This window comes from Hungatella sp. L36, from assembly GCF_014288035.1.
Genome location: NZ_JACOPC010000001.1, coordinates 452,792 through 478,003 on the forward strand (window position 1 = coordinate 452,792; position 25,212 = coordinate 478,003).

Sequence of the window (25,212 nt, forward strand, 5' to 3'; positions counted from 1 at the left end):
GAAGTAAAGTGACAGACGGATTGAAATGAGGAGTATAAGAAAGAAATATGGTTGAAAGAAGGAGTCATGGCGGGGAGCGGCCGTTGAAGCGGTGTAGGGAAAAAAACATCACGGACCGCAGCGTGAAGGCCAGAAGACGGCGAAGAAGAAGAAAATGGATCTATTTTACCAGACGTATTTCCATTTGTATGATAGCGGCGGCAGCAATAGTCTACTGCATGATCAGCCTAAAATACAGAAATACATTTCTGCCAAACACGAGGATTGGCGGTATTACTGTCTCGGGGCTGACCATAGAAGAGGTGCAGTCAGAGATCAGGAAGGGAATTGAACGTTATGAACTGATCCTGGAGGAGAGGGACGGAGCAGAGGAGCGGATAAATGGAGAAGCGATCGGTCTGCATCCTGTCTTTGACGGGACCTTAGAGAACATTTTGAGGAAGCAGAATTCCCTGCTATGGGGGCTGCGAGCCATAAGAGGTGCCGAGTATGCCTCCAGCTATATGGTGGAATATGATAAAGGAAGCATGGATTTGGCGGTCGCTGCTCTGGAATGTCTCAAGTCGGAACAGGTTGTGGAGCCGGCTGACGCGTATGTGGCCTTTGTGAGTGGAAGCGGATTACAGATTATTAAGGAAGAACCGGGAAAGGCGCCTGTCCGGGAACGTCTGTCAGAAGAAATAGGAAAAGCGGTCTCCAGCCTGGAAACGCGTATCTCGCTGGACGAACGGGCTGTCTATAAAGAACCGGGAGTCTCAGAGACGGACCCGGAACTGCTGGCTCAAAAGGAGGCGTTAAAGGTCTGTACAGATGTGACCGTGACCTATCGGTTCGGAAGCCGTTCTGAGGTACTGGACGGAAGTACGATTCTTCCGTGGCTGTCGATGGATGGAGAAGGAAGCGCAGTCGTTGACCGGAGCGGAGTGGAAGCGTATGTGGTGAACCTGGCGAAAAAATACAATACTGCATACTGTGCGAAGGAACTGAAAACTTCCTATGGATCCATTGTGACGATCACAAAAGGTCATTACGGCTGGCTGATTGATAAGGAGGCGGAAACGGAGGTTCTGTTGGAAATAATCAGATCCGGTGAAAGTCAGGAGCGGGAGCCTGTCTACGCCCAGAAAGCGGCCAGCCACGACGGCCCGGATTACGGGGACACTTACGTGGAAATGAATCTCACTGCCCAGCATTTGTTCTATTATAAGAATGGGAAGCTGCTGATTGAATCGGATTTTGTATCCGGAAATGAGGCGAAGGGCTGGAGCACCCCTGCTGGCGCCTATGAACTGACCTATAAGCAGCGCAACGCGGTGCTGAAGGGCAAGAACTATAATACGCCTGTTACATACTGGATGCCATTTAACGGAAATATCGGGATGCATGATGGATACTGGCGGTCCAGTTTCGGCGGGACCATCTATAAGAAAAACGGTTCCCATGGCTGTATAAACCTTCCTCCTGCGGTAGCAAAAACTATTTATGAAAATATTGAGGCACACATACCGGTATTGTGTTATCATCTGGATGGAACGGAAACTGGTAAGACTACGCCGGGGGCGGGAGATACGTCGAAGGCGGGAGATACGTCGAAGGCGGGAGCTTCATCGGTATCGGGAGGTTCGTCCTCTTCCACGGATTCATCAGTCTCCGAAGAGGGATCGATGAAAACAACTCCAAACAGCAGCCAGACAGAAAGCAGTACGCCAGCAGCAGAAAATACGACTGGTGAGAACCAGACGGCCGCGCCGGAAAATGGAAATAGTAGCGAAGACGGAGAGAACCAGACGTCTGCGTCTGAAAGTGGAAACGGAAACGGAGCCAGTCAGACGGCTGACCCCGGAAATACCAGCAGCAATGGAGAAAATCCATCCTCCCCGCCTGGAAGCGAAAGCAGAAATGACCAAATACCAGCGTCATCCCCCATTTCCGACGCTTCCATGCCGAACCAGCCGAATATGCCGAACCAGCCGAATATGCCGAACCAGCCGAATATGCCGAACCAGCCGAATCCGTCGAACCAGCCGAGTCCGTCAAACCAACCGAATCTGTCGGATAACCCCACCCACTCGGCAATCGTAGCCCCGGGACCGTAACACCGCCTTTTCCAGCGCGGCAGCACACACAGACACGCCATAGAGGAGATTATCATGCCAATTAATTCATTTGAGAATTATCCAATGTCCTGGAAGCCGGACAAGCAGAAGCTGGCTTACCCGGTCTATTACAGTCTTGCCGATCTGATGGAGCAGGATATTAAGAGCGGGAAGCTGGCGGCTAATACGAAGCTGCCCCCACAGCGGGAGCTGGCAGACTTTCTGGATTTGAATCTGAGCACCATTACAAAGGCGTACAAGCTCTGTGAAATGCGGGGCCTGATCCACGCCGCCACCGGAAAAGGGACGTATGTGACGCCTTATGCCAATGTCCCCACGTCTACAGTAGAGAAAAATACCGGACCCAGAATCGAACTGGCCATCATCCATCCCTTCTACGAGTCCAACGCGGCGATCCGGGATCTGACCATGGAGATTTTGAAAAAACCATTTTCAGAGAGGCTGTTTGAGTACTCCCATCCCCTGGGGGACAGAGGGCAGATTCTGGCCGCTTCCCGGTGGCTGCAGCGGTTTGGCCTGGAGGCCAATGAGCACAACACCATGATCGCGGCAGGCGCTCAGAATGCACTTGCGACCATACTTTCCTCACTTTTTGAGGCGGGAGACCGCATTGCCGTCGACACCTACACGTATCCCAATTTCATCAGCTTGGCCAATCAGCTTTATTTACAGCTGGTGCCCATTGAAAATGACGTGTGGGGAATGCGTCCCGACCAACTGGAAAATGTCTGTACGCTTCAAAAGATAAAAGGCGTATATATGATGCCGGCGGGAGGAAATCCCACCAATATCGCCTTTTCAGATTCGAGGAAGAGGGAGATCGCTGAGATTATACGAAAACAAAATCTGATTGCAATTGAGGACGACAATTACGCCGCCCTGCTTGAGACACCGTATTCGCCCCTCGCCTTAGAGGCGCCGGAACACTGTATCTATGTCAGCGGGCTTTCCAAGCCGCTCTGTCCGGGGATAAGAATTGCATATTTATATCTGCCCGATCAGTATATCAATGCCATGGAACAGGGGATGTTCAGCCAGAACTTGAAGATTTCTTCTTTAAATATGGAGATTGCAGCCGAGATAATCCGAAGCGGCCTGGCGTGGAAAATCATACAGAAAAAGAGAGCGGCGGCCGCGGAGCGCAATCAGATTTATGCCTCCTTTTTTCCTGACCGCGAACTTTGCATGGAATCGTATTATCAGTGGCTGGAACTCCCGGAGCATTTAACCGGAAGGCTGTGTGAGGCCGAGCTCTCCGGCAGGGGAGTCAGCGTATTCGGCGCAGAGCGCTTCTATGTTGGAAAACAGCTGAAAGCAAATGCCGTCAGAGTGGCAACCAGCTCGGCGGAAAGTGACGAACAACTCCGCCGGGGGCTGGAGGTACTGCAGAATTTTATCCGGCAGCGGGATGCGGGGCCTTTATTCATCGTCTAGTTTTTGACCGGAATCACGATTCGTGTAATGTATTCGTCAATGGAATTGATGGTCATCTCGTTTACCCCTGTTTCGTAGGCGTATCCGAAAAGCGTGAGGCCGTGCTGCTTCGCATAGTCCAGAATTTCTGAATATCGCTGCGGAAGCCTGTCCCAGCTTCCCGTACAGTAGGCGCACAGATAGCTGCCGCTCGGCTTTTTATGGATTTCATTTACAGAAGCTGTGTGGGAAACCTTCATAAACAGGCCGTCATACTGGTCAAACTCGGAATGGAGCAGGTGGGAGACGGAGATCAGGGAGCCGTAAGTGGTATCGTGGAGACTCTTAAAATGGTGCTGTTTCATGGATTCAACCATCTGTTCGATCTCATCCTCCATGGACAGGGCCTGGTCGGAGGCAATGATGTGCAGATACTCCTCTTCACATTCGACAACGTCGATCCGGGTCAGATCGGTGTTCAGTAAATCGGTGAAGGTACCGCACTGGTCCGTCAGCATATCACGAATCGTGTTCAGCTTTTCTATTTCACGGTCCACGTCCTGAATCTTTTTATGCAGAAGCTGAACGTAGGCTTCTGCCCCACGCCTGTCTAAAAACTCTTTGATCTCAGGAATTCCCATATTCAGTTCCCGCAAAACCAGAATCGTCTCCAGCAAAGAGCTCTGATAGTAGGTGTAATAGCGGTAGCCGTTCTCTTTTACGACCGCCGGCTTGAATAAGCCGATCTCATCGTACCACATCAGAGTCTTTTTGTTGATGTTATGAAGGGCTGCAAATTGGCCGATCGTAAATAGTTTTTCTCTTTCCATAAAAAAATCCCCTTTTCCTCTTGACCGTACAGTTACTGTATGGATTATTATACAGGTAAGACAGTACAAATACAAGAAAAAAGGAGAATAGAATCATGAATTCAGAACATATTACACTGCGCCCCATCACACGAAAGGATTATCCGTTTATAGAGGATATCATACGCAAGACGTGGAAATACGACGCGCTGAGCAGCAATCCGAAGGATGCAAAGCATATGGCAAGGCTGTATCTGCGTTCCTGTCTGCTGCGGGCGACATTTTCCTGTGTCGCGGCTGTGGATGGAAAGGTGCTGGGAGTTATTCTGGCCGGGAGTAAAAAATCCGTTCCGAAATTCGCCCTTCGCCGCACCCTGGCTCAGCTCTGGTCCATTGCGCTGCTGTTTACAACGAAAACCGGAAGAGGAATCGGGAAATTCTTCAGTACCTTCGACCAGACGGACGAAGAACTGCTGAAAAATGCAGGAAATGCTTTTGACGCGGAAATCTGTTTCTTTGCCGTGGATGAGAGTACTAGAGGAACCGGCATCGGAAAAATGCTTTTTGCCCAGGCCCTTGATTATCTGGAACAGGAAGGGGTAAAGACCCTGTACCTCTTCACGGATTCCAGCTGTACTTACCAGTTTTACGAGAAGCGGGGAATGCAGCGGCTGGGAGAGAAAACGGTGGAATTCAGCGCCCATACAGACTACCGCCTGAATATGTTTATCTATGGCCTGGAGTTGCAGGCGGCCAGCTAAGGCCGCTCTGCAATTCAGACCGCACTGCTTCGCTGCCCGCAGGCCGGCGCATCGATGACCCGGTCATACCGGTAGGCCGAGAAGATAAATCCCAGCAGAAGCATATTTACGAGGATGCTGATACTGCCCTCCGAAACCATGGGAAGATTAGTAAAGCTGCCATACTGGAAACCGAAGTTCCCAAGTATATAGAGCACGCTCTGAAACAGCAGGCACAGGCCGCAGTGAAAGGACACCGCTCCGGCGAGCGCGCCGTGTATCCTTCGGATGCAGGAGAAGAGGACTGCGTAGAAGGCTGCCATAACTGCAAGAAACAGAATTCCGGCCAGCCAGCCAAACTGTAGAATGAATACGGCCAGGAGATAATTGTTCGCGTAATGCTGGGGCAGAATGTTCCATAAAGTGACATCTGACGGATCGGAGCGGAAGATGGAGCGGTGATGTTCAGAAAACGGCTTTTTCCCTTCCGCGGCAGCCTCTCTGGCATCTCCGTAGCTGAAATACCATTCGCCGGTTCCATACTCCATCAGCTCCTCCTGAGTAAGCGAAATCCGGCCGGCCAGCGGTGATTTGGAGAGCAGCTCCTGAATCAGAACCCCGTTATAGGAGTCGCTTAAGGTGTCGTATGCGTTCGCCTCCGGATTTACAAATGCCTGAAAATACTGGGACTGGCCGGGAAGCATCCCATAAAAAAGAAGGAGTACCACGCCCCCGGCGGCGGCCTGGATCAGGAGCCTTCTTTTATTTCCGGTGAACATCTCCCGGCAGATCATATACAACACGGTTCCGATCATGGAGAAGAGGAAAGTCACGGTCTCGGCCAGCGTAAAGCTGTTGTATGTAAAGTAATGGATAAGGGCTGCCCCGGCAGTGAGAAGAAAAGCGGCTGCCATGGCTTTCGGTGTCTGCTTCCGCATCCGGTAGAGAAGGATGACAACAACCGGTCCGGTCAGCAGAAGCGCATAGTAATCAATCATATGCCATGGAATGATGTATGCCGTGTCCCAGATTACATCCGCTATCCAATCGAATTCGATCATGGAAAGGAATATGGCTTCCGCGGTAAATATGGCTGCCGCCAGAATGAGAAGCCGCTTCTGGTACCGGATCAGCAGAGGGTATCCTTTCAGCGCCATGACCACCAGAAGGACAGCGCCAGTCAGATAGATAGAAAGCCCGCGGAACGTCAGTTCCGGGATCACGGCCGTGCAGGTTTCCGCAGCGAGACCGATGAGAAGGAGAATCACGGTCAGAACCATCAGAAGGCGGCTGGACCGGACGTGACGGACCGCGTTGATCCCGGTGCCGATCGCCACACCGTCCCCCATGGCATCCACCGCTTTCTTAACTGCGTCTTCGGGACTCATCCCTTCTGAGAGATACTCCTCCGTCCTGTCATCGATATGGTCCTTTAATTCTCTTACCACTGCCGGACGCAGAGGCTTATAGGCGATCTGATCCGCCACATCCTCTAAAAATGCTTCTTCATAATCCGTATGCTGATTGTGATTCTTCTGGAAGGGTTTATCCAAACACAGCACCCCCGATCACCTGATTCACCGCCGTCTGAAACGAATCCCATTCCTTCAGCTTATCCTGTAAAAGCTTCCGGCCGCTTTCGGTTATGATGTAATACTTACGCTCACGGCCATTTTCCGCAGTTCTCTGTTCGCAGATCACCGCCCCATCCTGTTCGAGCGCGTGCAGCAGGGGATAAAGCGTCCCCTCCTTCAGCGTGAAAACGCGTTCACTTCTTATTTCCAGCTCTTTGATGATCTGATAGCCGTACATGTCCTGCTGTTCCAATAGCTTCAGGATCAGCATGGAAGAGCCTACGGCCATATATTTTTTGTCCATATTTGCCTCCGTCCCGGAAATATTTCCCTAAAATAATACCTCGAGTTTCTATGTATCATAATCCTATCATACATAGAAACTCGAGGTATGTCAAGAAGCAAATAATAATTCTTAAAATTCGCGGATTACTCTTTTCCTTCCCCGTCAAAGTATTCTTTGACCAGCCTGACTACAGTGCCGGACAGCAGGAACACTGCGATCAGGTTGGGAATTGCCATCAGGCCGTTAAAGGTTTCGGCGATACTCCAGAGCATCCCTAAATCCATGGTGGCGCCCAGGATTGCGACCAGAGAGTAGACGATCATGAACGCTTTGATGATGCGCGAGGAGAACAGGAACTCGATACATCTCGCACCGTATAATCCCCAGCCGATGATGGTGGAAAATGCGAAACAGCACATGGCAACGGCTGTAAAAATGGAGACCCAGCTGCCATAGGTGGAAGTAAACCCGAGAATGGTCAGTTCCGCGCCGGCGGCTTCCCCGTAAGGAACCGGAACGTCGCTGCAGAGGATGACAAATGCGGTCAGAGTACAGATGACGATGGTGTCGGCAAACACTTCGAAAATCCCGAAAAAGCCCTGCTTGACCGGTTTCTTCGTGTCGGCGCAGGCGTGGGCGATGGATCCCGTTCCAAGGCCCGCTTCGTTGGAGAAGATGCCACGGGAGACGCCTTTCTTCATGCTCATAAAGAAGGTTCCGACCACGCCGCCTGTGACGGCCGCCGGGTTAAATGCCCCGTAAACAATCGACGAAAATACGGCGGGAACCCGGTTAATATTGAGAAGAATCACGCCGAAGGCGAGCACGATATAGAACAGCGCCATAAAGGGAACCAGTTTCTCCGTCACGCTTCCGATTCTTTTGATTCCGCCGAGAAGGACCAGGCCCACCAGAGCCGCCAGAATGATTCCGATGATAAGACTGGTGGTGTGCGCAGAACCTTCCTCGATCAAATGGTAATTGAGCAGCGCAGAGTTGATTGCTGTTGTGATGGTGTTTACCTGAGTGGCATTGCCTGTTCCGAACACGGTGAGGACGCCGAAGGCCGAAAACAGAGTGGCCAGCCAGCGCCAGTTTTTCCCGAGACCGTTCTTTATGTAGTACATGGGACCGCCTACTAAGTCGCCCTTCTCATTCACTTCACGGAAATGCACGGCCAGAGTTACCTCGGAAAACTTTGTACACATACCCAGAATCGCAGAAACCCACATCCAGAATACGGAGCCAGGGCCACCGATGGCGATGGCTCCAGCCACTCCGGCGATATTGCCGGTGCCGACCGTGGCGGCCAGAGCGGTGCAGACCGCCTGAAATGGCGTCATGGTACCGTCGGACGCGTCGCGCTTGCGGAACATCCGGCCCAGGGTAACCCGGATCGAATAGGAGAACTTGCGGATCTGCAGAAAATTGGTGCGGATACTCAGATAGAGGCCCACGCCGATGATGCAGACCATGGCTGGGACGCCCCAGATAAAATTGTTCACGGCATTGTTGATGGATTCGATAGTATTTAACATATGATGGAACCTTCCTGATTGTATTTTTGCTTTTTATTACCGTGTTTTGGTAAGAGAAAAAACAGTGAAAATATATAAAATAATACCATAATATTACAGAAAAGTACATGGCAATCGAGATTCTTAAGCCTGACGGCCGCCGCAGTGACCCTCTGTCGGACCCTGCCTCCCGGTCTCTTCCTTCAGATAGTGAGAAACATTGTTAAATAGCGGTACTTGTATTTACGGAATCCCAATGCTATACTATTTGAAGTTAGTTGAAACTAACCTACGAAATCCATACGAGATAAAGGCATTTCTGTCCTTGTGCCGGTGTTCGGTCCGGCCCTGGAGCAGAAATACTGTGGTTGGTAAAAAAAGAAAGGAAGAGAGGATTAAAACATGAGCAAAACAGCAGTAGTGTATTGGAGCGGAACAGGCAATACGGAGGCTATGGCGGCAAAAGTGGTGGAAGGCGCGCAGGCGGCAGGAGCGGAGGTCTCGCTGTTTACGGCTGCGGAATTCGGGGCGGACAAAATGGATGAATTTGATTCAGTTGCATTCGGCTGCCCGTCTATGGGAAGTGAGCAGCTGGAGGAGGACGAATTTGAGCCGATGTTCCTGAGCTGCGAGGCGAAGCTGAGAGGGAAGAAGATTGCGCTCTTCGGCTCCTACGGATGGGGAGACGGCGAGTGGATGAGAACCTGGGAGGAGACCTGCCGGGAGGATGGCGCTGTACTGGCCTGCGACTGCGTGATCTGCAATGACGCTCCGGACGCGGAGGCGGAAAGTGCCTGCGAGGAGCTGGGAAAGGCGCTGGCATAGGAGAGAAGAAAAGCCGGCAAAGGAAGGCCCGCTAAAGGAGGAACACAAGGTGCAGGATGCAAGCCGATATTTCAACGATCTTTTTGAACAGATGCCATCGGAGCAGGTCTATGAGGTTTTGAGAAATGCGCCGGAGGAAATCGGACGGTTTTCCATTTGCCAGAAAAATACGAGACAGGGAATCGACCTTCTGGACTGGCGCATGAATTACCAGCGGGATGTCCATGTATACAGGCGGGGAGAGAACAACAGAGATGAGGTGCAGTTTGTATTCTGCATGAATCAGGGCATGGTCTGGGAGATCGAGGGGATCCCCAGACCTGTTTCCATGGAAAAAGGAAATGCCTATATCTATCGGAATGGAGACAGGACCACATGGGGATACTATCCGGGAAAATGCGATTTCGTGTTTAAAAGCGTGCAGATTCCGGTACAGGTTTACCGCAGGCTTCAGAACGCGTATTTTGAAGGCAGGGAAGAGATATCGGCGGAGCGGTTCAGCTCTGCGGTGGAGAGCATTGAGATCACGCCCGGAATCTGCCGGATACTGGCTGAACTGGAACAGTCCGGGCGGTATGATGACGGGATTGGCCGCCTCTATCTGGAAGGAAAGCTGCTGGAACTGCTCGCCGCCTCCTTTGAGGAACTTCTCACATGCCGGAAGGCCCAAAAGAGACTGTGTGGGATTACCCGAACCGATCAGGAAGCGGTGAGGGAGGCAAAGCGGATTCTGGACCGGCACCTTACCGATGCGCCGGACTGCGAACGGCTGGCAAGGGCGGTAGGCGTAAGCGTCTCCAGGCTGGCCCGGTTGTTTTCGGAAATAACCGGAAAAACCATACACTCCTATCTGATCGAGCGGAGACTGGAGCACGCGGCGCTTCTGCTGACCGAACAGAAGAATGTGAGCCAGGCGGCCGCGCTGTCCGGATACTCCAACATGAGCCATTTTTCCGCCTCCTTTAAAAAGAAATACGGCGTGCTCCCCAAGGAGTATGCCGGAAAATGAAAAACTGTTAGAAATATACCGTTTTTTGGTAGAAATGCTTCGGTTATCGCCGTAAAATATAACACGTCAAGTTAGACAAAGCTAACTCGACGTGTTTTTTCATACCGGAGAGTCCGGCATGACAGGAGTTACTGTTGAAAGGAGTGGTATCGGATATGTTTCAAAAGATTTTAGAGTACGCGGGGCCCTACAAAAAGACGACCTTTCTGGCTTCTGCGGTCATCCTGCTGGGAGTGTTTATGAGTGTCCTCCCGTTTATCTTTGCCTGCCAGATCATCGCGCCGCTGATTGAGGGAGAACCCATGGACTTGTCCTATGCGGCGGTCCGGATAGCCGGCGTGCTGGTGTGCCTGGTGCTGCATGCCTGCCTGTATGTGAAGGGGCTGTCCCTGTCCCATGAAGCCGCCTACAACATCCTGATGAGAATCCGCATTTCTCTTCAGAACCGTATGGAGAAGCTACCGTTGGGGGTGATTCAGGAGAAAGGGACGGGGAGTATCAAGCGTCTGTTCGTAGATGACGTGGAGAGCATGGAGATGCTTCTGGCCCACGCTCTGCCGGAGGGCTTTGCCAACACGGTGATTCCGGCCGTGGTTTACACAGCCCTGTTCTTTGTGGACTGGAAGCTGGCGCTTATGTCCCTCGCATCCCTGCCTGTGGGTTTCCTGGCCATGATGGTCATGTACCGCATTGGTCAGAACGGGATGGTGAGTTACTATGAGGCCGGCAAGGTCATGAACAACACCATTATCGAGTACATAAACGGCATGGAGGTGGTGAAGGTGTTCAACAGGGATGGCGAATCCTATGAACGGTTCCAGAGAGATGTGCTGGCCTACCGGAATCTGACCCTCGACTGGTATAAGGCCTGCTGGCCGTGGATGGCGGCCTATAACAGTATTCTGCCGTGCACGCTGATTGTGACGCTGCCTCTGGGGTCCTGGTTTGTGCTGAAGGGATATTCCTCTCTGCCGGATTTTATACTGGTGATGTGCCTGTCCTTAAGCCTGGGAATTCCGCTTCTAAGGGCCTTGAGCTTTCTTCCCTCGCTGCCGCAGATCAATTATAAGCTGAATGCACTTGAGCAAATGCTGGGGGCGGAGCCCCTAAGACAGACCGCCGATGGATGGCATGGCGCGGACAATACCGTGGTGTTCGGCCATGTGACCTTCGGCTACGAGGAGAAATCCGTGATCCGCGACGTCAGCCTGACGGTGAGGGAAGGTCAGAAGACAGCCCTTGTGGGAGAATCCGGTTCGGGCAAGAGCACGCTGGCGAAGCTGTTGGTTCACTATTACGATGTAGGGGAAGGAAAGATCACCATAGGCGGCCAGGATATCTGCGAAATGAGCCTGGAAGCCTTAAACGCCAGAATCTCTTACGTGGCCCAGGAACAGTATTTATTCAACACCTCTTTGCTTGAAAATATCAGGATCGGCCGTCTTACAGCCACCGACGAAGAGGTGCTTGAGGCTGCGGCAAAGGCACAGTGCATGGAATTTATCGAAAAACTCCCCGATGGAATTCACACGATGGCCGGAGACGGAGGAAAACAGCTGTCGGGAGGCCAGAGGCAGAGAATAGCGCTGGCGAGAGCCATTTTAAAGAATGCACCCGTCGTAGTCCTCGATGAGGCGACCGCATTTACGGATCCGGAAAATGAGGAGAAGATGGAGGCCGCCATCTCCGAGGTGGTAAAGGGAAAGACGCTTCTGGTCATCGCCCACCGTTTATCCTCTGTGAAAAATGCCGATCAGATCTGCGTGATGGCGGAAGGCAGAATTGCAGCCAGGGGAACCCATGACGAGCTTTTGAAAGCCAGCGAAGAGTACCGGAAACTCTGGAACGCTTCCATGGAGAGCGCAGAGTGGCGTGTATCGGGCGGAAAGGAGGAACGGTAATGGTTCCATTATTTCAGAGAATATTAAAGCTGTCAGGAAAATACAGGGGCAGAATTGAAACCGCCTTCCTGTTTTCCGTTCTGAAGGCGATTCTGTCGAAAATGCCTCTCTGTGTGGCATTTCTCATGCTGTCCCGGTTTTATACCGGCGCAATTACGGCCGCAGATTGTGTGACCGCTGCTGCTGTGCTGTGTGTGTCCGTGCTTCTGGAAGCATTTTTTCAGCTGATGAGCGACCGGCTGCAGAGTGGGGCCGGATATATGATGTTTGCGGAGCAGCGGATGGCGCTGGGCGCTCATTTGCGGAAGCTTCCCATGGGGTACTTTACGGCGGGGAATATCGGAAAGATCAGCTCGGTTCTGACTACGGACATGATCTTTGTGGAAGAGATCGCCATGAGTTCCATTGCCAATATGATGAGCTACGCGTTTTCTGCAGCTCTCATGGCGGTATTTCTTTTCTACCTCGATGTGCGGCTGGGAATCATCGGCCTGCTCGTGACCGTGACAGCGATGGTCACAGCCGGAAAAATGAACCGGATCTCCATGAAGGAAGCCGCCGGCAGACAGGAGCAGAGCGAGAAGCTTACGGACGCCGTGCTCTCCTTTACGGAGGGGATAGCCATCATCAAAAGCTACAATCTTCTGGGAGAGAAATCCGCAGAGCTATCCAATAATTTCAAGTGGTCGAGAGACAAATCACTGGGATTTGAGGAAGCGATGACGCCGTGGCAGAGGGGGCTCAACCTGATTTATGCCTGCGGAATGGCGCTGTTGTTCGGTGTGTCCATCTATCTGCAGCAGACCGGTTCCCTGACCATTCCGTACCTTATGGGACTGCTTCTGTTTGTGTTTGATTTATTCGGCCCGCTGAAGGCGCTGTACGGCGAGGCAACGCGGCTCACGGTCATGAACAGCTGTCTCGACCGGATTGAAAGCGTCTGCGCGGAGAAAGAACTGCCGGATGAGGGGAAAAAGCACATTCCGGAGCGGAATCACAAGGCGGAGATAGCGTTCGATCACGTTACCTTTGCCTATCACAAGAAGGAGGTTTTAAAGGACGTCACTTTTCAGATACAGCCGAATACAATGACAGCCCTGGTTGGACCCAGCGGCGGCGGAAAATCGACGGCAGCCAACCTGCTGGCCCGTTTCTGGGACGTGAAATCCGGATGCATCCGGATGAGAGGAGAAGATATCCGCGACGTGCCGCTGGCGGAGCTGATGGATCATATCAGCGTGGTGTTCCAGAGAGTATATCTCTTTCAGGATACAATTTACCAGAATATCAGCATGGGAAAGACGGATGCGTCGAAAGAAGAGGTGTATGAGGCGGCGAGGAAGGCCAGATGCTATGATTTTATCATGGCGCTTCCGGAGGGCTTTGACACCGTGATCGGGGAGGGCGGCGCGAGTCTTTCCGGAGGGGAAAAACAGCGGATTTCCATTGCGCGCTGCATCTTAAAGGATGCTCCTGTGGTGATTCTCGATGAGGCGACTGCAAGCGTGGATGCCGATAATGAACGCTTCATCCAGGAGGCGATTTCAGAGCTGGTAAAAGGAAAGACTCTTCTGGTAATCGCCCACCGGCTAAATACTATCAGAGCCGCCGGTCAGATCCTGGTGATCGACGATGGCCGCGTGGTGCAGAGAGGAACGCATGAAGCGCTGATGAAGGAGAAGGGAATCTACAGAGATTACGTGGATATCCGCGAAAAAGCGGCAGGCTGGAGCATCGACGGACTTTCCCGTCAAATATAAAAAGATTAAAAGTGCCTAACCCGCATTGCCATTGACTAACCGACGCCAAAATGGTTACACTAGGAGTAAGAAGAGGCGGATAGTTTCAAAGCGCATAGAACGAAAACACGCAGCGCGTGATGTGGAAATGGGGGTGCAGCTATGCAGTCATTGGCACAGGCAAAGGCGGGAGACGACTATACGATCAAATGGATGTTCGGTGCTCCCCAGATTCTGGAATTTCTAAAGGGATACGGGATCAGAGAGGGAAGCGATATCCGTGTTTTCCAGCAGGGAAAAGACGGAATCATCATAGGACGGGATAACGTGCGCCTTGCGATCGGTGAAGATGTGGCGAGACGGATTCAGGTATGAACCGGCTTTAGCAGGAAACGGAACAGAATACAAACTAACAGAAAAACAGGCGGTCTGCAGAGAAAAGGTTTCTCCCCGGACCGCCTGTTTTCCTATTTTTTCAGCAATTCATTTCCTTTTGTCACGTGATCCTTGATAGCCTGAAAGCTTTTTGCGCTCACCACATGCTCGATCCGGCAGGCGTCTTCCGCCGCGGTTTTTTCATCGACTCCCAGATACATCAGCCAGTTGGAAAGCATCGTATGGCGCTCATACATGGTCTCAGCAACCTGTTTCCCGGAATCTGTCAGGGTGATATAGCCATCCTGATCCACCAGAATATAACCATTTTCGCGGAGGTTGCGCATGGCGACGCTGACACTCGGCTTGGAGAAATCCAGTTCATTGGCGATATCGATGGAACGGACGTGCGGCTTTCTATTGCTAAGAATCAGTATGGTTTCAAGATAGTTTTCGGATGATTCGTTCATCTTCAATGTTCGTTTACCTCCCTGCGGTTAAAGTATCAGAATGCGTGATACAAATAGTTTATCATAGCCGGGGAAAAAGGTCAAAATAAGAATATGAAAAAAATTATTGACAATTCAGTTAGCAGGTACTAATCTATAGTTAGTTATAACTAATAGAAGAAATTGGAAGAAAGGAAGGAGCACATATGGCGACAGCGATTATATGCCTGGCCCTTATCATGGCAGGGGTTCTGGCGATAAGAAGCTACAGAAAGAGGCTGACCACCGGCTGCTGCGGAGGTTCGGGCGAGGCTGCGGTGAAGAAAATAAAGGTAAGTGATAAGGATCTCACCCACTATCCGCACCGCCGGGTTTTGAAGGTGGACGGGCTGTCCTGCGGCAACTGCGCGATCCGGGTGGAGAATGCATTAAATTCCCTGGAGGGCGTCTATGCCCGCGTGAATTTAATGGAGGCGGAGGCAGATGTCCGCATGAAACAGGAGCTTAGCGATGCCGTGTTAAAGGAGACTGTCAAGGACGCGGGATACACTGTTTACCGGATCACACCGGTAAATGACTCAATTTCTCAATAAGGTCTGTTGGCGTTGACTAACCGGGTAAATTTCTAGTAAAACGTTTATATAAGGAGTGACTGAAGATGAAAAAACACAGGTTTTGGGCCTGGGCAATGCTGTTCTGCCTGGCAATGGTTTTTTATACGGGTTACAAGCATAAATAAGAAAAACAGGAGGATAAAGAAATGTTGGACTGCTTCAAAATGAAAAAAATCGGAATCTTTGCAGGAGGTGTTTTATTCGGTACAGCCGGCGTTAAAATTCTGGCGAGTAAAGATGCGAAGAAGTTTTACATCAACTGTCTGGCCGCCGGACTGCGCGCGAAGGACTGCGTGATGACAACTGCCACTTCGATCCAGGAGAACGCAGACGATATTCTGGCTGAGGCGAAGGAGATCAACCGCCAGAGAGCGGATGAAGCCTTTGAAGACGAGAGCGAAGAGATGGTTTCAGAGACCGCCTGATGGAATTTTCCTCAGGCGTTCCTTTTTGAAGAGCTGTAGAAACACAGGACAGGAGACAAAGACATGAGATTTATAGTGAAACACGAGATAAAGGGTCGGCTTCGGATTCATCTCGACCGGCGTCAGCTGACTCTGAGAGAGGCAGATCTGTTCTGCTGTGCCCTGAGCCTCATTCCGGGTGTGAAGGAGGTGAAGGTCTATGAGAGGACCGCGGATGCGGCGATTCTCTATGAGGACGGCCTGCGGTCGGTCATCATCGGGGAGATCAGGCGTTTTTCCTTTCAGGACGAGTCACTCTGTGAGCTGGTCCCGAAGGACAGCGGCCGGGCGCTGAACCGGGAATACAAGGAAAAACTGATCCAGCGGGTCGTTGTGAGGGCGTTTACAAAGGTATTTCTGCCTGTACCGTTTCGGGCTGTGTATACGGCGGTGAAGTCCGCTGGCTATATCGTAAAGGGCCTTCGCTGTCTCCTGAAGGGAAAGCTGACGGTTGAGGTTCTGGATGCCACCGCTATCACGGTGTCGATCGCAAGACTGGATTTCAATACGGCCGGTTCCGTGATGTTTCTGCTGGGGATCGGGGAGCTTTTGGAGGAATGGACCCACAAGAAATCGGTGGGAGATCTGGCGAGAAGCATGTCCCTGAACATCGAGAAGGTATGGCAGAATGTGGACGGTACGGAGGTTCTGGTTCCGGTCTCCCGAATCCGCGAGGGAGACCTCGTGACAGTACATGTGGGCAGCGTGATTCCGCTGGACGGAATTGTCGTGACCGGCGAAGCCATGGTTAATCAGGCCTCCATGACCGGTGAATCCATACCGGTGAAGAAGGAACCGGATACATACGTATACGCGGGAACTGCAGTGGAGGAAGGGAGCATCACCATCTGTGTGAAGAAGGCGGCCGGATCCACCAGATTTGAGCGGATCGTCAAGATGATTGAGGACTCCGAGAAGCTGAAATCCAATGTGGAAGGAAAGGCGGCCGCCATGGCCGATGCACTGGTTCCCTGGAGTCTGGGCGGCACGGTGCTCACCTGGCTGCTCACACGGAATGTGACGAAGGCGATCTCGATCCTGATGGTAGACTTCTCCTGTGCGCTGAAGCTGGCCATGCCGCTGTCCGTGCTTTCCGCCATGCGGGAGGCGGGAAGCTACCGGGTTACAGTCAAAGGCGGCGTCTATCTGGAGTCCGTGGCGGAGGCAGATACCATTGTATTTGATAAGACCGGTACTCTCACGAAGGCCAGGCCGGTGGTGGCCGGCGTCGTGACCTTCGAGGGGCGGGACGAGGATGAGATGCTCCGGATTGCAGCCTGCCTGGAGGAACATTTCCCCCATTCCATGGCGAACGCGGTCATTCAGGAGTCCGTCCGGAGAGGTTTGATCCACGAGGAAATGCACTCGAAGGTGGACTATATTGTAGCCCATGGAATCGCCTCCTATATCGGAGGGGAACGGGTGATTATCGGCAGTCACCACTTTGTCTTCGAGGATGAGGGGAGCGTGATTCCGGAAGACGGAAGAGAACAGTATGAGAGCCTTCCGCCGGAGTATTCCCATCTCTACATGGCGGTTGGAGGGCGCCTCGCTGCGGTGATCTGCATTATCGATCCCCTGCGGGAGGAGGCCGCCTCAGTGGTCAGTCAGCTGAGAGCACTGGGACTTTCCAAGATCGTTATGATGACGGGAGACAGTGACAGGACTGCAAAGGCCATCGCGCAGAAGGTGGGCGTGGACGAGTATTACTCCGAAGTACTTCCGGAGGACAAGGCCAGTTTCGTGGAGGCAGAGAGAGCCGCAGGGAGGAAAGTCATCATGGTCGGTGACGGTATCAACGATTCCCCTGCCTTATCAGCCGCCGATGTGGGAATCGCCATCAGCGAAGGGGCGGAGATCGCCAGGGAAATCGCGGATATCACCATTTCGGAGGACGCACTGGATCAACTGGTGACACTGAAACGAATCAGCAACGCGCTGATGGTCCGTGTAAACAGAAATTACCGGTTTGTGATCGGATTTAATTTGGGTCTGATCCTGCTGGGTGTCAACGGAATCCTGGCGCCGGCTACTTCTGCGCTGCTTCATAATACATCGACGCTCATGGTCAGTCTGAAAAGCATGACCAATTTACTGGAACAGAAACAATAGAAAACGGTTTAAAAGAGTCATACCACGAAAAGCGGTGTGACTCTTTTTTTCTATTTCCCATCTATTAAGAAATGTTCTCAAGAACGGCTATGGACAAATGTTGTAATAGCTGGTAAAATGTAGTTAGTCATAACTAACTAAATAAACTGAAGAGCCGGAGGAAACAGTAATGTTGTAAAACCCGGCAGGCTGTGAATTACAGACAGCACGATAGAGAACTGGAGGTATTATAAATGAGCGTAGTGATTATCGGCGGCCACGACCGTATGGTGAGCCAGTACAAGAAGATATGCAAGGAATTCAAATGCAAGGCAAAGGTCTTTACCCAGATGAGCACCAACATGGATAAGAAGATCGGATGTCCGGACCTGCTGGTCCTGTTTACCAACACGGTTTCCCACAAGATGGTAAAATGTGCCCTGGACGGCATCGATGACGGCGCCACCCGCGTGGTCCGCTGCCATACCAGCAGCGGAACGGCGCTTTCTAAGATTCTGGAGGATGAGACTCCGCAGGCGGTGTAAGAAGCTGCCGCTGCGGCCAGGCAATTGAGTGAGAACGCCATAAATTTTTAAAGGTTGTTATGGCATGTTCTGGAAAAAGATGGTATGATGAGGCAGGAGCGCAGTTTTTGGCGGTGCAGGCATGAAAAACCAGCCGCGAAACGCGCAAACTGAGGAGAAAGGACCCCTTCATAAAATGATAAGAGATTACTTTAAGAAACTGGACCGCAGGCGGGCCGTCATCATGATTATCGGTAATATTTTTACGGGAATGGGAATCAGCATTTTCAAACTTTCAGGACTGGGCAACGACCCCTTCAGCGGCATGGTAATGGCCCTGTCGGACTGCACCGGCATTCAGTATGCGTTTTTCCTTATCCTGGTAAATCTTGTGATTTTCATTGCTGAGATTACCATGGGCCGGCAGCTGATCGGCCTGGGCACGGCTGTGAACGCGCTGCTTCTGGGATACATCGTTACCTTCTTTTTCGGAATATGGGAGGTGACCCTTGGAATGCCTTCCATGCTGTGGCAGAAGCTATTGACCGTATTAATCGGAGTGGTGGTCTGCAGCTTCGGGCTCTCTTTATACCAGACCTCCGATGTAGGCGTGGCGCCGTATGACAGCCTTGCGCTGATCATGTGCAGAAAGCAGAAAAAGATCTCCTACTTCTGGTGCCGTATGGCCTGTGACGTGTTCTGCGCGGTGGTGTGCTTCGCGGCAGGCGGAATTGTCGGCCTGGGAACGCTGGTATCCGCTTTGGGACTGGGGCCTTTTGTGCAGTTCTTTAATAAAACAAGCAAGAATTTCCTCACCTCTACAGGTGGAGGGATGAAACGCCAAAAACAAGCTTAACGTCAGTGGTGGGCGGAGAGAAATCGGTATCCCCCGCTGACATGAAGTCAGGCCGCGCATCTACAAGATGTAGTCGCACTCTGTGAAATTATCGAGCGTGGATTGAAACATTTTACGGACAGGCTGTTGAAAAAGGACGGAGTATCGAATCCTGTATAAGTGAAAATCAAATCCCCTGTGACTTTACTAAATGGTAATGGCACAGGGGATTTATGCGTCTGTAAGTAATCGTTTAGACTATGAATATCCGTATCCTCGCAAAAGAAGAAGTAAGTCTGGACTGCTTTCTGTCCGGTGAGCCGGATTATGTTTATAAACAAATAGCAGATTTAAGGTGACATACAGGATTGACATTTTCCCTGGTTTGTGCAATAATATAAATACTTTAATAAAAAGATATATAAAAGTATTTATATTATTGCACAGACCAAAATGTAGAAAGAGGGTACATGTATGATGCTGCAGCAGGTAATGACTGCTCCGGGGGAAATTGAGTTTCGGGAGGTGCCGGTTCCGGAGCCGGAAGAGAATCAGGTACTGGTTAAGATCAGAAAGATCGGCGTGTGCGGATCGGACATCCATGTCTACCATGGCGAGCATCCGTTTACCAGCTATCCGGTCACCCAGGGACACGAAGTATCGGGGGAGATCGAGAAGCTCGGAAGCGGTATAAAAGGATGGAAGGCGGGGCAGAAGGTGACGATCCAGCCGCAGGTGGTCTGCGGAAAATGTTATCCGTGCCGTCATGGCAAATACAATCTCTGCGAAGAACTGAAGGTAATGGGATTTCAGACGACCGGTGTGGCATCCGATTACTTCGCTGTCGACGCGGCCAAGGTGACGCCGCTTCCGGAGGAGATGAGCTTTGACGAGGGCGCCATGATTGAACCATTGGCGGTGGCGGTTCACGCGGTGAAGCGTGCCGGAAATGTGGAAGGCGCTAAGATCGCAGTCCTGGGAGCGGGACCGATCGGAATCCTGGTGGCCCAGACGGCGAAGGGTCTGGGGGCGGAGAGCGTCATGATTACGGATGTCAGCGATTTGAGGCTGGAAAAGGCGAAGGAATGCGGCGCGGATTTCTGCATCAATACGAAGACGAAGAATTTCGGTGAGGCCATGGTGGAGAATTTCGGGCCGGATAAGGCTGACGTCATCTACGACTGTGCGGGCAATAATATTACGATGGGACAGGCCATTCAATATGCGCGCAAGGGAAGCACCATCATCCTGGTGGCGGTATTTGCGGGAACCGCCCAGATTGATCTGGCTGTCTTAAATGACCATGAGCTGGACTTGAATACCAGTATGATGTACCGAAATGAGGACTATCTCGATGCGATCCGTCTGGTAAAGGAAAAAAAGGTGGTGCTGGCGCCGCTGATCTCCAAACATTTCGCATTCAGGGACTATCTGGAGGCATACCGGTATATCGATGAGAACCGGGAGAGCACCATGAAGGTGATTATCAATGTGGCAGAATCGTAACGCGGAAGAATAGACGGAGCTGTGGATTATGATACAGGGGAGAGGAAGATAAAATGGCAGCACAGTACATAACGGGACTCCAGCATATTGGCATCCCGACGAATGATATAGAGAAGACGGTAGCATTTTACCATGAACTGGGGTTTGAGACGGCATTTGAAACGGTAAATGAAGCGGCTGGGGAGAGAGTTGCTTTTTTGAGATGCGGAAGTCTTGTGATCGAGACGTATGAGAACCATCAGGCGGCGGAGAGGAACGGTGCGGTGGATCACGTGGCTCTCGATGTGACGGATATTGAAGCAGTATTTGCAGAGATCAAAGAAGCGGGATACCCCATGCTTGACGAGGAGATCCAGTTTCTGCCCTTCTGGGCAAATGGCGTCCGCTTTTTCACCATTCTGGGACCGAACCGGGAAAAGGTTGAGTTCAGCCAGATGCTGTAAACGATGCACTGCCACTTGCCGTCTTCCCCAATCAATGATAATATGATTACAGGATTGGAGGAGACGGCTATGACAAAAGAAAAGCTTGCGCTTGAAATCATCAGGCGCCTAAAAGAAGAATACCCTGATGTTGGTTGTACACTGGATTACGATGAGGCCTGGAAGCTCCTTGTGAGCGTGCGCCTGGCAGCCCAGTGTACCGACGCCAGGGTAAATGTGGTTGTACAGGATTTATATGCAGAGTATCCGGACGTGGAGGCGCTGGCAGGGGCCGAAGTGGAAGACATCGAAAAGATTGTGAAGCCCTGCGGCCTGGGGCACAGCAAAGCAAAGGATATCAGCGCGTGCATGAAGATCCTGAAGGAACAGTATGACGGCAGAGTTCCCGACGATTTCGATGCACTCTTAAAGCTTCCCGGAGTGGGGAGAAAGAGCGCGAACCTGATTATGGGCGATGTGTTCGGCAAACCGGCCATCGTCACTGATACCCACTGTATCCGTCTGGTAAACCGTATGGGACTGGTGGAGGATTTAAAGGACCCGAAAAAGGTGGAGATGGCTTTGTGGAAGCTGATTCCGCCGGAGGAGGGCAGTGATTTCTGTCACCGCCTCGTATTCCATGGCAGAGATGTCTGTACAGCCAGGACGAAGCCATTCTGTGAAAAATGCTGCCTGAAGGATATCTGCGCCCGAAACGGGGTATAGGGATTACGGCTCCCGGGAGAATGGTATGAATGTCAAGGATTTAAAAAGCTTTGAGGCGGTCTATGAGGAACGCGGCATCAACCAGGCGGCACAGAAGCTGTTTATCACGCCTCAGGGCCTGAGCCGCAATATTAAGATGCTGGAGAGTGAGCTGGATACGGTGCTCTTTGAACGGACGAAACAGGGTGTGAGGCCGACGGAGAGCGCAGAACTGCTCCATGAGAGGGCGGGTATCCTGATTCGGGAGTTCGAGGAAATCCGCAACGGTATCCAACAGCTGAAAAATGAAAAACGATTGCTCCGCATTGGCTGTGCCTGCGGAGTATTTAACGTACTTTCTTTCCCGGTGATTCAGAAATTTATCGATGAGAATCCTGAGATTTCCGTGGAATGGTGTGAGTACTCGAATCAGGAGGTGAAGGAGCGGCTGAAGGATTCCACCATCGAATACGGTTTCGTCGTTGGAGCGTGGAAGGAAGACGGCGTAAAAAACAGGCGTCTGGCCGGATGCAGAGTCTGTCTTCTGGTTTACGAAGGCCACCCCTTCTATGATCTGGAAGAGGTCACCATTGATATGGTCCGTGGTGAAAAGCTGATCCTGATGAACGAGTACTTTCATATGTACCACGATTTTCTGGAGGCCTGCGAGGTCAGGGGATTTAAGCCGCTTATTGCTGCCAAAACCGCAGATGCAAACTTTCAGTACCAGCTGTGCAGGCAGAAGACGGGGCTTGCGGTGGTGCCTGATTTTGCCGCGGAGCATTTCCGCATGGACCATATGAGGGCCATTCCCTTCCGGGAGAGGCTGAGATGGGAAGTGTACGGCGTTTATAAGGAGAATAACGGCTGGTATTCGGTGATCCGGGCGTTGGAGGATTTTCTGCGGAGCCAATACAGCGTTGCATAAGTTCCAGTGAATTCTGCACTCGCTATTCACGCCAGGACCACGCCCGCGAAGCTAACCGTAGGGTTCACTACGCCGTCGCTTCGCGGACGCACCCCTGACGCAAATATCAACCACACAATTCACCGAAACTTACGCAATGCTGTACTAGTCTGCGGATTTCCCGGAGGAATAAAAAAATTATTGACAGCCATCAAGCAATTGTTGATAGCGCCTGTCCTGTATGGAACGGTATAATATCGTTATAAAAATAACAGGAGGGTGCCATGAAGTACAAGAATCTGTTTACACCGGTCAAAATAGGATCGGTCACATTGAAAAACCGTTTTGCCCTGGCCCCCATGGGTCCGCTGGGACTGGCTGACGCCGAGGGCGGCTTTAATCAGAGGGGAATCGACTATTACACGGAACGCGCCAAGGGCGGCACAGGTCTGATCATCACGGGAGTAACCTTTTCGGACTGCGAGGTTGAGACCCAGAGTATGCCAAACTGCCCCAATTCCACGTACAATCCGGTTCATTTTATCCGGACGTCGAAGGAGATGACGGAGCGGGTTCATGCCTACGGAAGCAAGATATTTCTCATGATGTCGGCCGGCTTCGGAAGGGTGACAATACCGACGAATCTCGGAGAGTTTCCGCCGGTCGCTCCGTCCGCGATTCCGCACCGGTGGCTGGATAAAATCTGCAGGCCGCTTACGACGGAGGAGATCCACAGCATTGTAAAGTCATTCGGAGACGGGGCGTATCATGCGAAAAGGGGCGGTTTTGACGGCGTGGAGATTCATGCGGTTCACGAGGGCTATCTGCTGGACCAGTTTGCCATTTCCATGTTCAACTAGAGGACGGACGAGTATGGGGGATCACTGGAAAACAGGCTGCGGTTCGCCCGGGAAGTGGTGGAAGAGATCAAGTCCCGGTGCGGACAGGATTTTCCCGTGGTGCTGCGTTTCAGCTTAAAGAGTATGATTAAGGACTGGCGGGAAGGCGCTCTGCCGGGAGAAATATTTGAGGAGAAGGGCCGCGATATCGAGGAGGGCCTGGAGACTGCGAAGCTGTTGGTGCAGTACGGCTATGATGCACTGGACACAGATGTGGGAACGTATGACGCATGGTGGTGGAACCATCCGCCGATGTATCAGAAAAAGGGGCTTTTCCGTCCGTACTGCAAGATGGTGAAAGAGGCTGTGGATGTCCCGGTGCTGTGCGCAGGCCGTATGGACAATCCGGAGATGGCCTCCGAGGCTGTGGAGGCCGGAGAGTGCGACATCGTCAGCCTTGGCCGCCCGCTTCTGGCCGATCCCGACTATGTGAATAAGCTAAGGGCCGGAAAATGGGAACAGATCCGCCCGTGTATCTCCTGTCAGGAAGGCTGTATGGGCCGTGTTCAGGAATTTTCCATGATCAACTGCGCGGTGAACCCGCAGGCTGCCAGGGAGCGGGTGACCGCCTATGAACCCATCTTAAAGAGCAGACGGGTGATGGTGGTGGGCGGCGGCGCGGCAGGCTGTGAGGCCGCCAGAGTGCTGGCGGTGAGAGGCCATAAGCCGGAGCTGTTCGAAAAGGGCGACAGGCTGGGCGGCAACCTGATTCCAGGAGGAGCTCCTGACTTTAAGGAGGACGATCTCGCACTGGCGCACTGGTATGAGGTTCAGCTTCAGAACCTCAAAGTTCCGGTACATTTCCATACCTGTGTGGACCGGGACATGGTTCTGGCGGGAAATTATGATGCGGTTATCATTGCTGCCGGCTCCAGGCCTAAGGTATTTTCCCTGGGTGATGACGAGCGGGTATATCCTGCGGCTCAGGTCCTGACCGGGGAAAAGGACTGCGGAGATACCACCGTGGTCGTAGGCGGCGGTCTGGTCGGCTGTGAAACTGCGCTCTGGCTGGCAGAACAGGGGAAAAACGTGACGATCGTGGAAGTTCTCGACCGGCTGATGGCGGTCAACGGCCCCTTGTGCCATGCCAACAAGGACATGCTGGAACGCCTGCTTCCCTATCACGGAGTGAAGGCCATAACCTCCGCCAGAGTGACCGGGTATCGCGGCGGAATTCTGCATGCTTCCTGCGGCGGAAAAGAACGGGAAATCGCCTGTGACAGTGTAATTCTTGCAGTGGGGTATCAGGAGGAGGACTCTCTGTACCGCCAGCTGGAATTTGACGTACCGGAGCTGTATCTGCTGGGAGACGCAAGGAAGGTATCCAATATTATGTATGCGATATGGGATGCGTTTGAGGTGGCGAACCATATTGGCTGAGGAGTGGATGAACAGCGACCGTTATTCCAGAGAGCGGTGAGGCAGGTACTGTACCCGATCAAGCGGGGCAGGCTCTGCCTGCGGGGCGTTTAACCCTCACGGCATCGGAGC

At 52.0% G+C, this 25,212-nt stretch carries 22 protein-coding genes and 1 pseudogene; 18 read left to right on the top strand and 5 right to left on the bottom strand.

Going from position 1 to position 25,212, the window contains the following annotated elements; all coding sequences use genetic code 11:
- Nucleotides 1–47 precede the first annotated feature (47 nt).
- Both H8S80_RS01860 and H8S80_RS01865 read left to right on the top strand, forming a co-directional pair.
- Nucleotides 48–2,096, top strand: coding sequence for a L,D-transpeptidase family protein (locus H8S80_RS01860; protein WP_117630091.1), 2,049 nt, complete (start codon nucleotides 48–50; stop codon nucleotides 2,094–2,096).
- A gap of 54 nt (nucleotides 2,097–2,150) precedes the next feature.
- Nucleotides 2,151–3,551 (top strand): aminotransferase-like domain-containing protein, encoded by a 1,401-nt coding sequence (locus H8S80_RS01865; protein ID WP_055660571.1) that lies wholly within the window; start codon nucleotides 2,151–2,153, stop codon nucleotides 3,549–3,551.
- Here the strand turns inward: H8S80_RS01865 and H8S80_RS01870 are convergent.
- A complete protein-coding gene (locus H8S80_RS01870; protein ID WP_025529826.1) occupies nucleotides 3,548–4,360 on the bottom strand; it encodes a MerR family transcriptional regulator in 813 nt (270 codons plus the stop codon). The two genes, H8S80_RS01865 and H8S80_RS01870, sit on opposite strands and share 4 nt — an antisense overlap.
- Nucleotides 4,361–4,455: 95 nt before the next feature.
- Between H8S80_RS01870 and H8S80_RS01875 the strand changes: the two genes are divergently transcribed.
- The gene (locus tag H8S80_RS01875; RefSeq protein WP_117630092.1) at nucleotides 4,456–5,100 is read left to right on the top strand and encodes a GNAT family N-acetyltransferase; all 645 of its coding nucleotides are present in this window, start codon (nucleotides 4,456–4,458) and stop codon (nucleotides 5,098–5,100) included.
- Between the two features lie 14 nt (nucleotides 5,101–5,114).
- Here H8S80_RS01875 and H8S80_RS01880 read toward each other — a convergent pair whose 3' ends face one another.
- The 3 genes from H8S80_RS01880 to H8S80_RS01890 form a co-directional block, all read right to left on the bottom strand.
- Complete coding sequence (locus H8S80_RS01880; protein ID WP_117630093.1) at nucleotides 5,115–6,632, bottom strand: permease prefix domain 1-containing protein; 1,518 nt, start codon at nucleotides 6,630–6,632, stop codon at nucleotides 5,115–5,117.
- Nucleotides 6,625–6,957 carry a PadR family transcriptional regulator gene (locus H8S80_RS01885; RefSeq protein ID WP_117630094.1) on the bottom strand — a complete coding sequence of 111 codons (333 nt, stop codon included), beginning with the start codon at nucleotides 6,955–6,957 and terminating at the stop codon, nucleotides 6,625–6,627. Before H8S80_RS01885 ends, H8S80_RS01880 begins: the two co-directional genes overlap by 8 nt.
- 125 nt (nucleotides 6,958–7,082) lie before the next feature.
- Nucleotides 7,083–8,477 carry an alanine/glycine:cation symporter family protein gene (locus H8S80_RS01890; RefSeq protein ID WP_117630095.1) on the bottom strand — a complete coding sequence of 465 codons (1,395 nt, stop codon included), beginning with the start codon at nucleotides 8,475–8,477 and terminating at the stop codon, nucleotides 7,083–7,085.
- 381 nt (nucleotides 8,478–8,858) lie between these two features.
- On the opposite strand from H8S80_RS01890, the gene H8S80_RS01895 reads away from it, so the two are divergent.
- The 5 genes from H8S80_RS01895 to H8S80_RS01915 all read left to right on the top strand — a co-directional run bounded on the left by H8S80_RS01895 (nucleotide 8,859) and on the right by H8S80_RS01915 (nucleotide 14,305).
- Complete coding sequence (locus tag H8S80_RS01895) at nucleotides 8,859–9,281, top strand: flavodoxin (protein WP_002600578.1); 423 nt, start codon at nucleotides 8,859–8,861, stop codon at nucleotides 9,279–9,281.
- A 49-nt stretch (nucleotides 9,282–9,330) separates the two neighbouring features.
- Nucleotides 9,331–10,290 carry a helix-turn-helix transcriptional regulator gene (locus H8S80_RS01900; protein ID WP_117630096.1) on the top strand — a complete coding sequence of 320 codons (960 nt, stop codon included), beginning with the start codon at nucleotides 9,331–9,333 and terminating at the stop codon, nucleotides 10,288–10,290.
- Nucleotides 10,291–10,445: 155 nt separating this feature from the next.
- Nucleotides 10,446–12,191: an ABC transporter ATP-binding protein gene (locus H8S80_RS01905; RefSeq protein ID WP_055660582.1), complete on the top strand. Its 1,746-nt coding sequence runs from the start codon at nucleotides 10,446–10,448 to the stop codon at nucleotides 12,189–12,191.
- Entirely contained in the window at nucleotides 12,191–13,951 is a 1,761-nt protein-coding gene (locus tag H8S80_RS01910) for an ABC transporter ATP-binding protein (protein ID WP_117630097.1), read from the top strand. The genes H8S80_RS01905 and H8S80_RS01910 overlap by 1 nt, the downstream gene beginning before the upstream one ends.
- A gap of 141 nt (nucleotides 13,952–14,092) precedes the next feature.
- On the top strand, nucleotides 14,093–14,305 hold the full coding sequence (locus H8S80_RS01915) for a FeoA family protein (RefSeq protein ID WP_055660586.1): 213 nt from the start codon (nucleotides 14,093–14,095) through the stop codon (nucleotides 14,303–14,305).
- 92 nt (nucleotides 14,306–14,397) lie between these two features.
- On the opposite strand, the gene H8S80_RS01920 is transcribed toward H8S80_RS01915, so the two are convergent.
- Nucleotides 14,398–14,781: a metal-dependent transcriptional regulator gene (locus H8S80_RS01920; protein ID WP_002600573.1), complete on the bottom strand. Its 384-nt coding sequence runs from the start codon at nucleotides 14,779–14,781 to the stop codon at nucleotides 14,398–14,400.
- Nucleotides 14,782–14,960: 179 nt separating this feature from the next.
- Between H8S80_RS01920 and H8S80_RS01925 the strand changes: the two genes are divergently transcribed.
- The 10 genes and pseudogenes from H8S80_RS01925 to H8S80_RS01970 all read left to right on the top strand — a co-directional run bounded on the left by H8S80_RS01925 (nucleotide 14,961) and on the right by H8S80_RS01970 (nucleotide 25,101).
- Nucleotides 14,961–15,347: a heavy-metal-associated domain-containing protein gene (locus tag H8S80_RS01925; protein ID WP_117630098.1), complete on the top strand. Its 387-nt coding sequence runs from the start codon at nucleotides 14,961–14,963 to the stop codon at nucleotides 15,345–15,347.
- Nucleotides 15,348–15,514: 167 nt separating this feature from the next.
- Nucleotides 15,515–15,793: a DUF6110 family protein gene (locus tag H8S80_RS01930; protein WP_002600571.1), complete on the top strand. Its 279-nt coding sequence runs from the start codon at nucleotides 15,515–15,517 to the stop codon at nucleotides 15,791–15,793.
- A 63-nt stretch (nucleotides 15,794–15,856) separates the two neighbouring features.
- Entirely contained in the window at nucleotides 15,857–17,944 is a 2,088-nt protein-coding gene (locus tag H8S80_RS01935; protein ID WP_117630099.1) for a heavy metal translocating P-type ATPase, read from the top strand.
- A gap of 233 nt (nucleotides 17,945–18,177) precedes the next feature.
- A complete protein-coding gene (locus H8S80_RS01940) occupies nucleotides 18,178–18,468 on the top strand; it encodes a DUF2325 domain-containing protein (protein ID WP_002600569.1) in 291 nt (96 codons plus the stop codon).
- Nucleotides 18,469–18,643: 175 nt separating this feature from the next.
- Nucleotides 18,644–19,303, top strand: coding sequence for a YczE/YyaS/YitT family protein (locus H8S80_RS01945; RefSeq protein WP_025529836.1), 660 nt, complete (start codon nucleotides 18,644–18,646; stop codon nucleotides 19,301–19,303).
- Nucleotides 19,304–19,759: 456 nt separating this feature from the next.
- The gene (locus H8S80_RS01950) at nucleotides 19,760–20,788 is read left to right on the top strand and encodes a zinc-dependent alcohol dehydrogenase (RefSeq protein ID WP_117630488.1); all 1,029 of its coding nucleotides are present in this window, start codon (nucleotides 19,760–19,762) and stop codon (nucleotides 20,786–20,788) included.
- 53 nt (nucleotides 20,789–20,841) lie between these two features.
- The gene (locus H8S80_RS01955) at nucleotides 20,842–21,231 is read left to right on the top strand and encodes a VOC family protein (RefSeq protein WP_025532157.1); all 390 of its coding nucleotides are present in this window, start codon (nucleotides 20,842–20,844) and stop codon (nucleotides 21,229–21,231) included.
- Nucleotides 21,232–21,300: 69 nt separating this feature from the next.
- Entirely contained in the window at nucleotides 21,301–21,936 is a 636-nt protein-coding gene (locus H8S80_RS01960; protein WP_002600565.1) for an endonuclease III domain-containing protein, read from the top strand.
- Between the two features lie 25 nt (nucleotides 21,937–21,961).
- Entirely contained in the window at nucleotides 21,962–22,843 is an 882-nt protein-coding gene (locus H8S80_RS01965; protein ID WP_117630100.1) for a LysR family transcriptional regulator, read from the top strand.
- Nucleotides 22,844–23,106: 263 nt separating this feature from the next.
- Nucleotides 23,107–25,101, top strand: a pseudogene (locus H8S80_RS01970) (oxidoreductase).
- Nucleotides 25,102–25,212 lie beyond the last annotated feature (111 nt).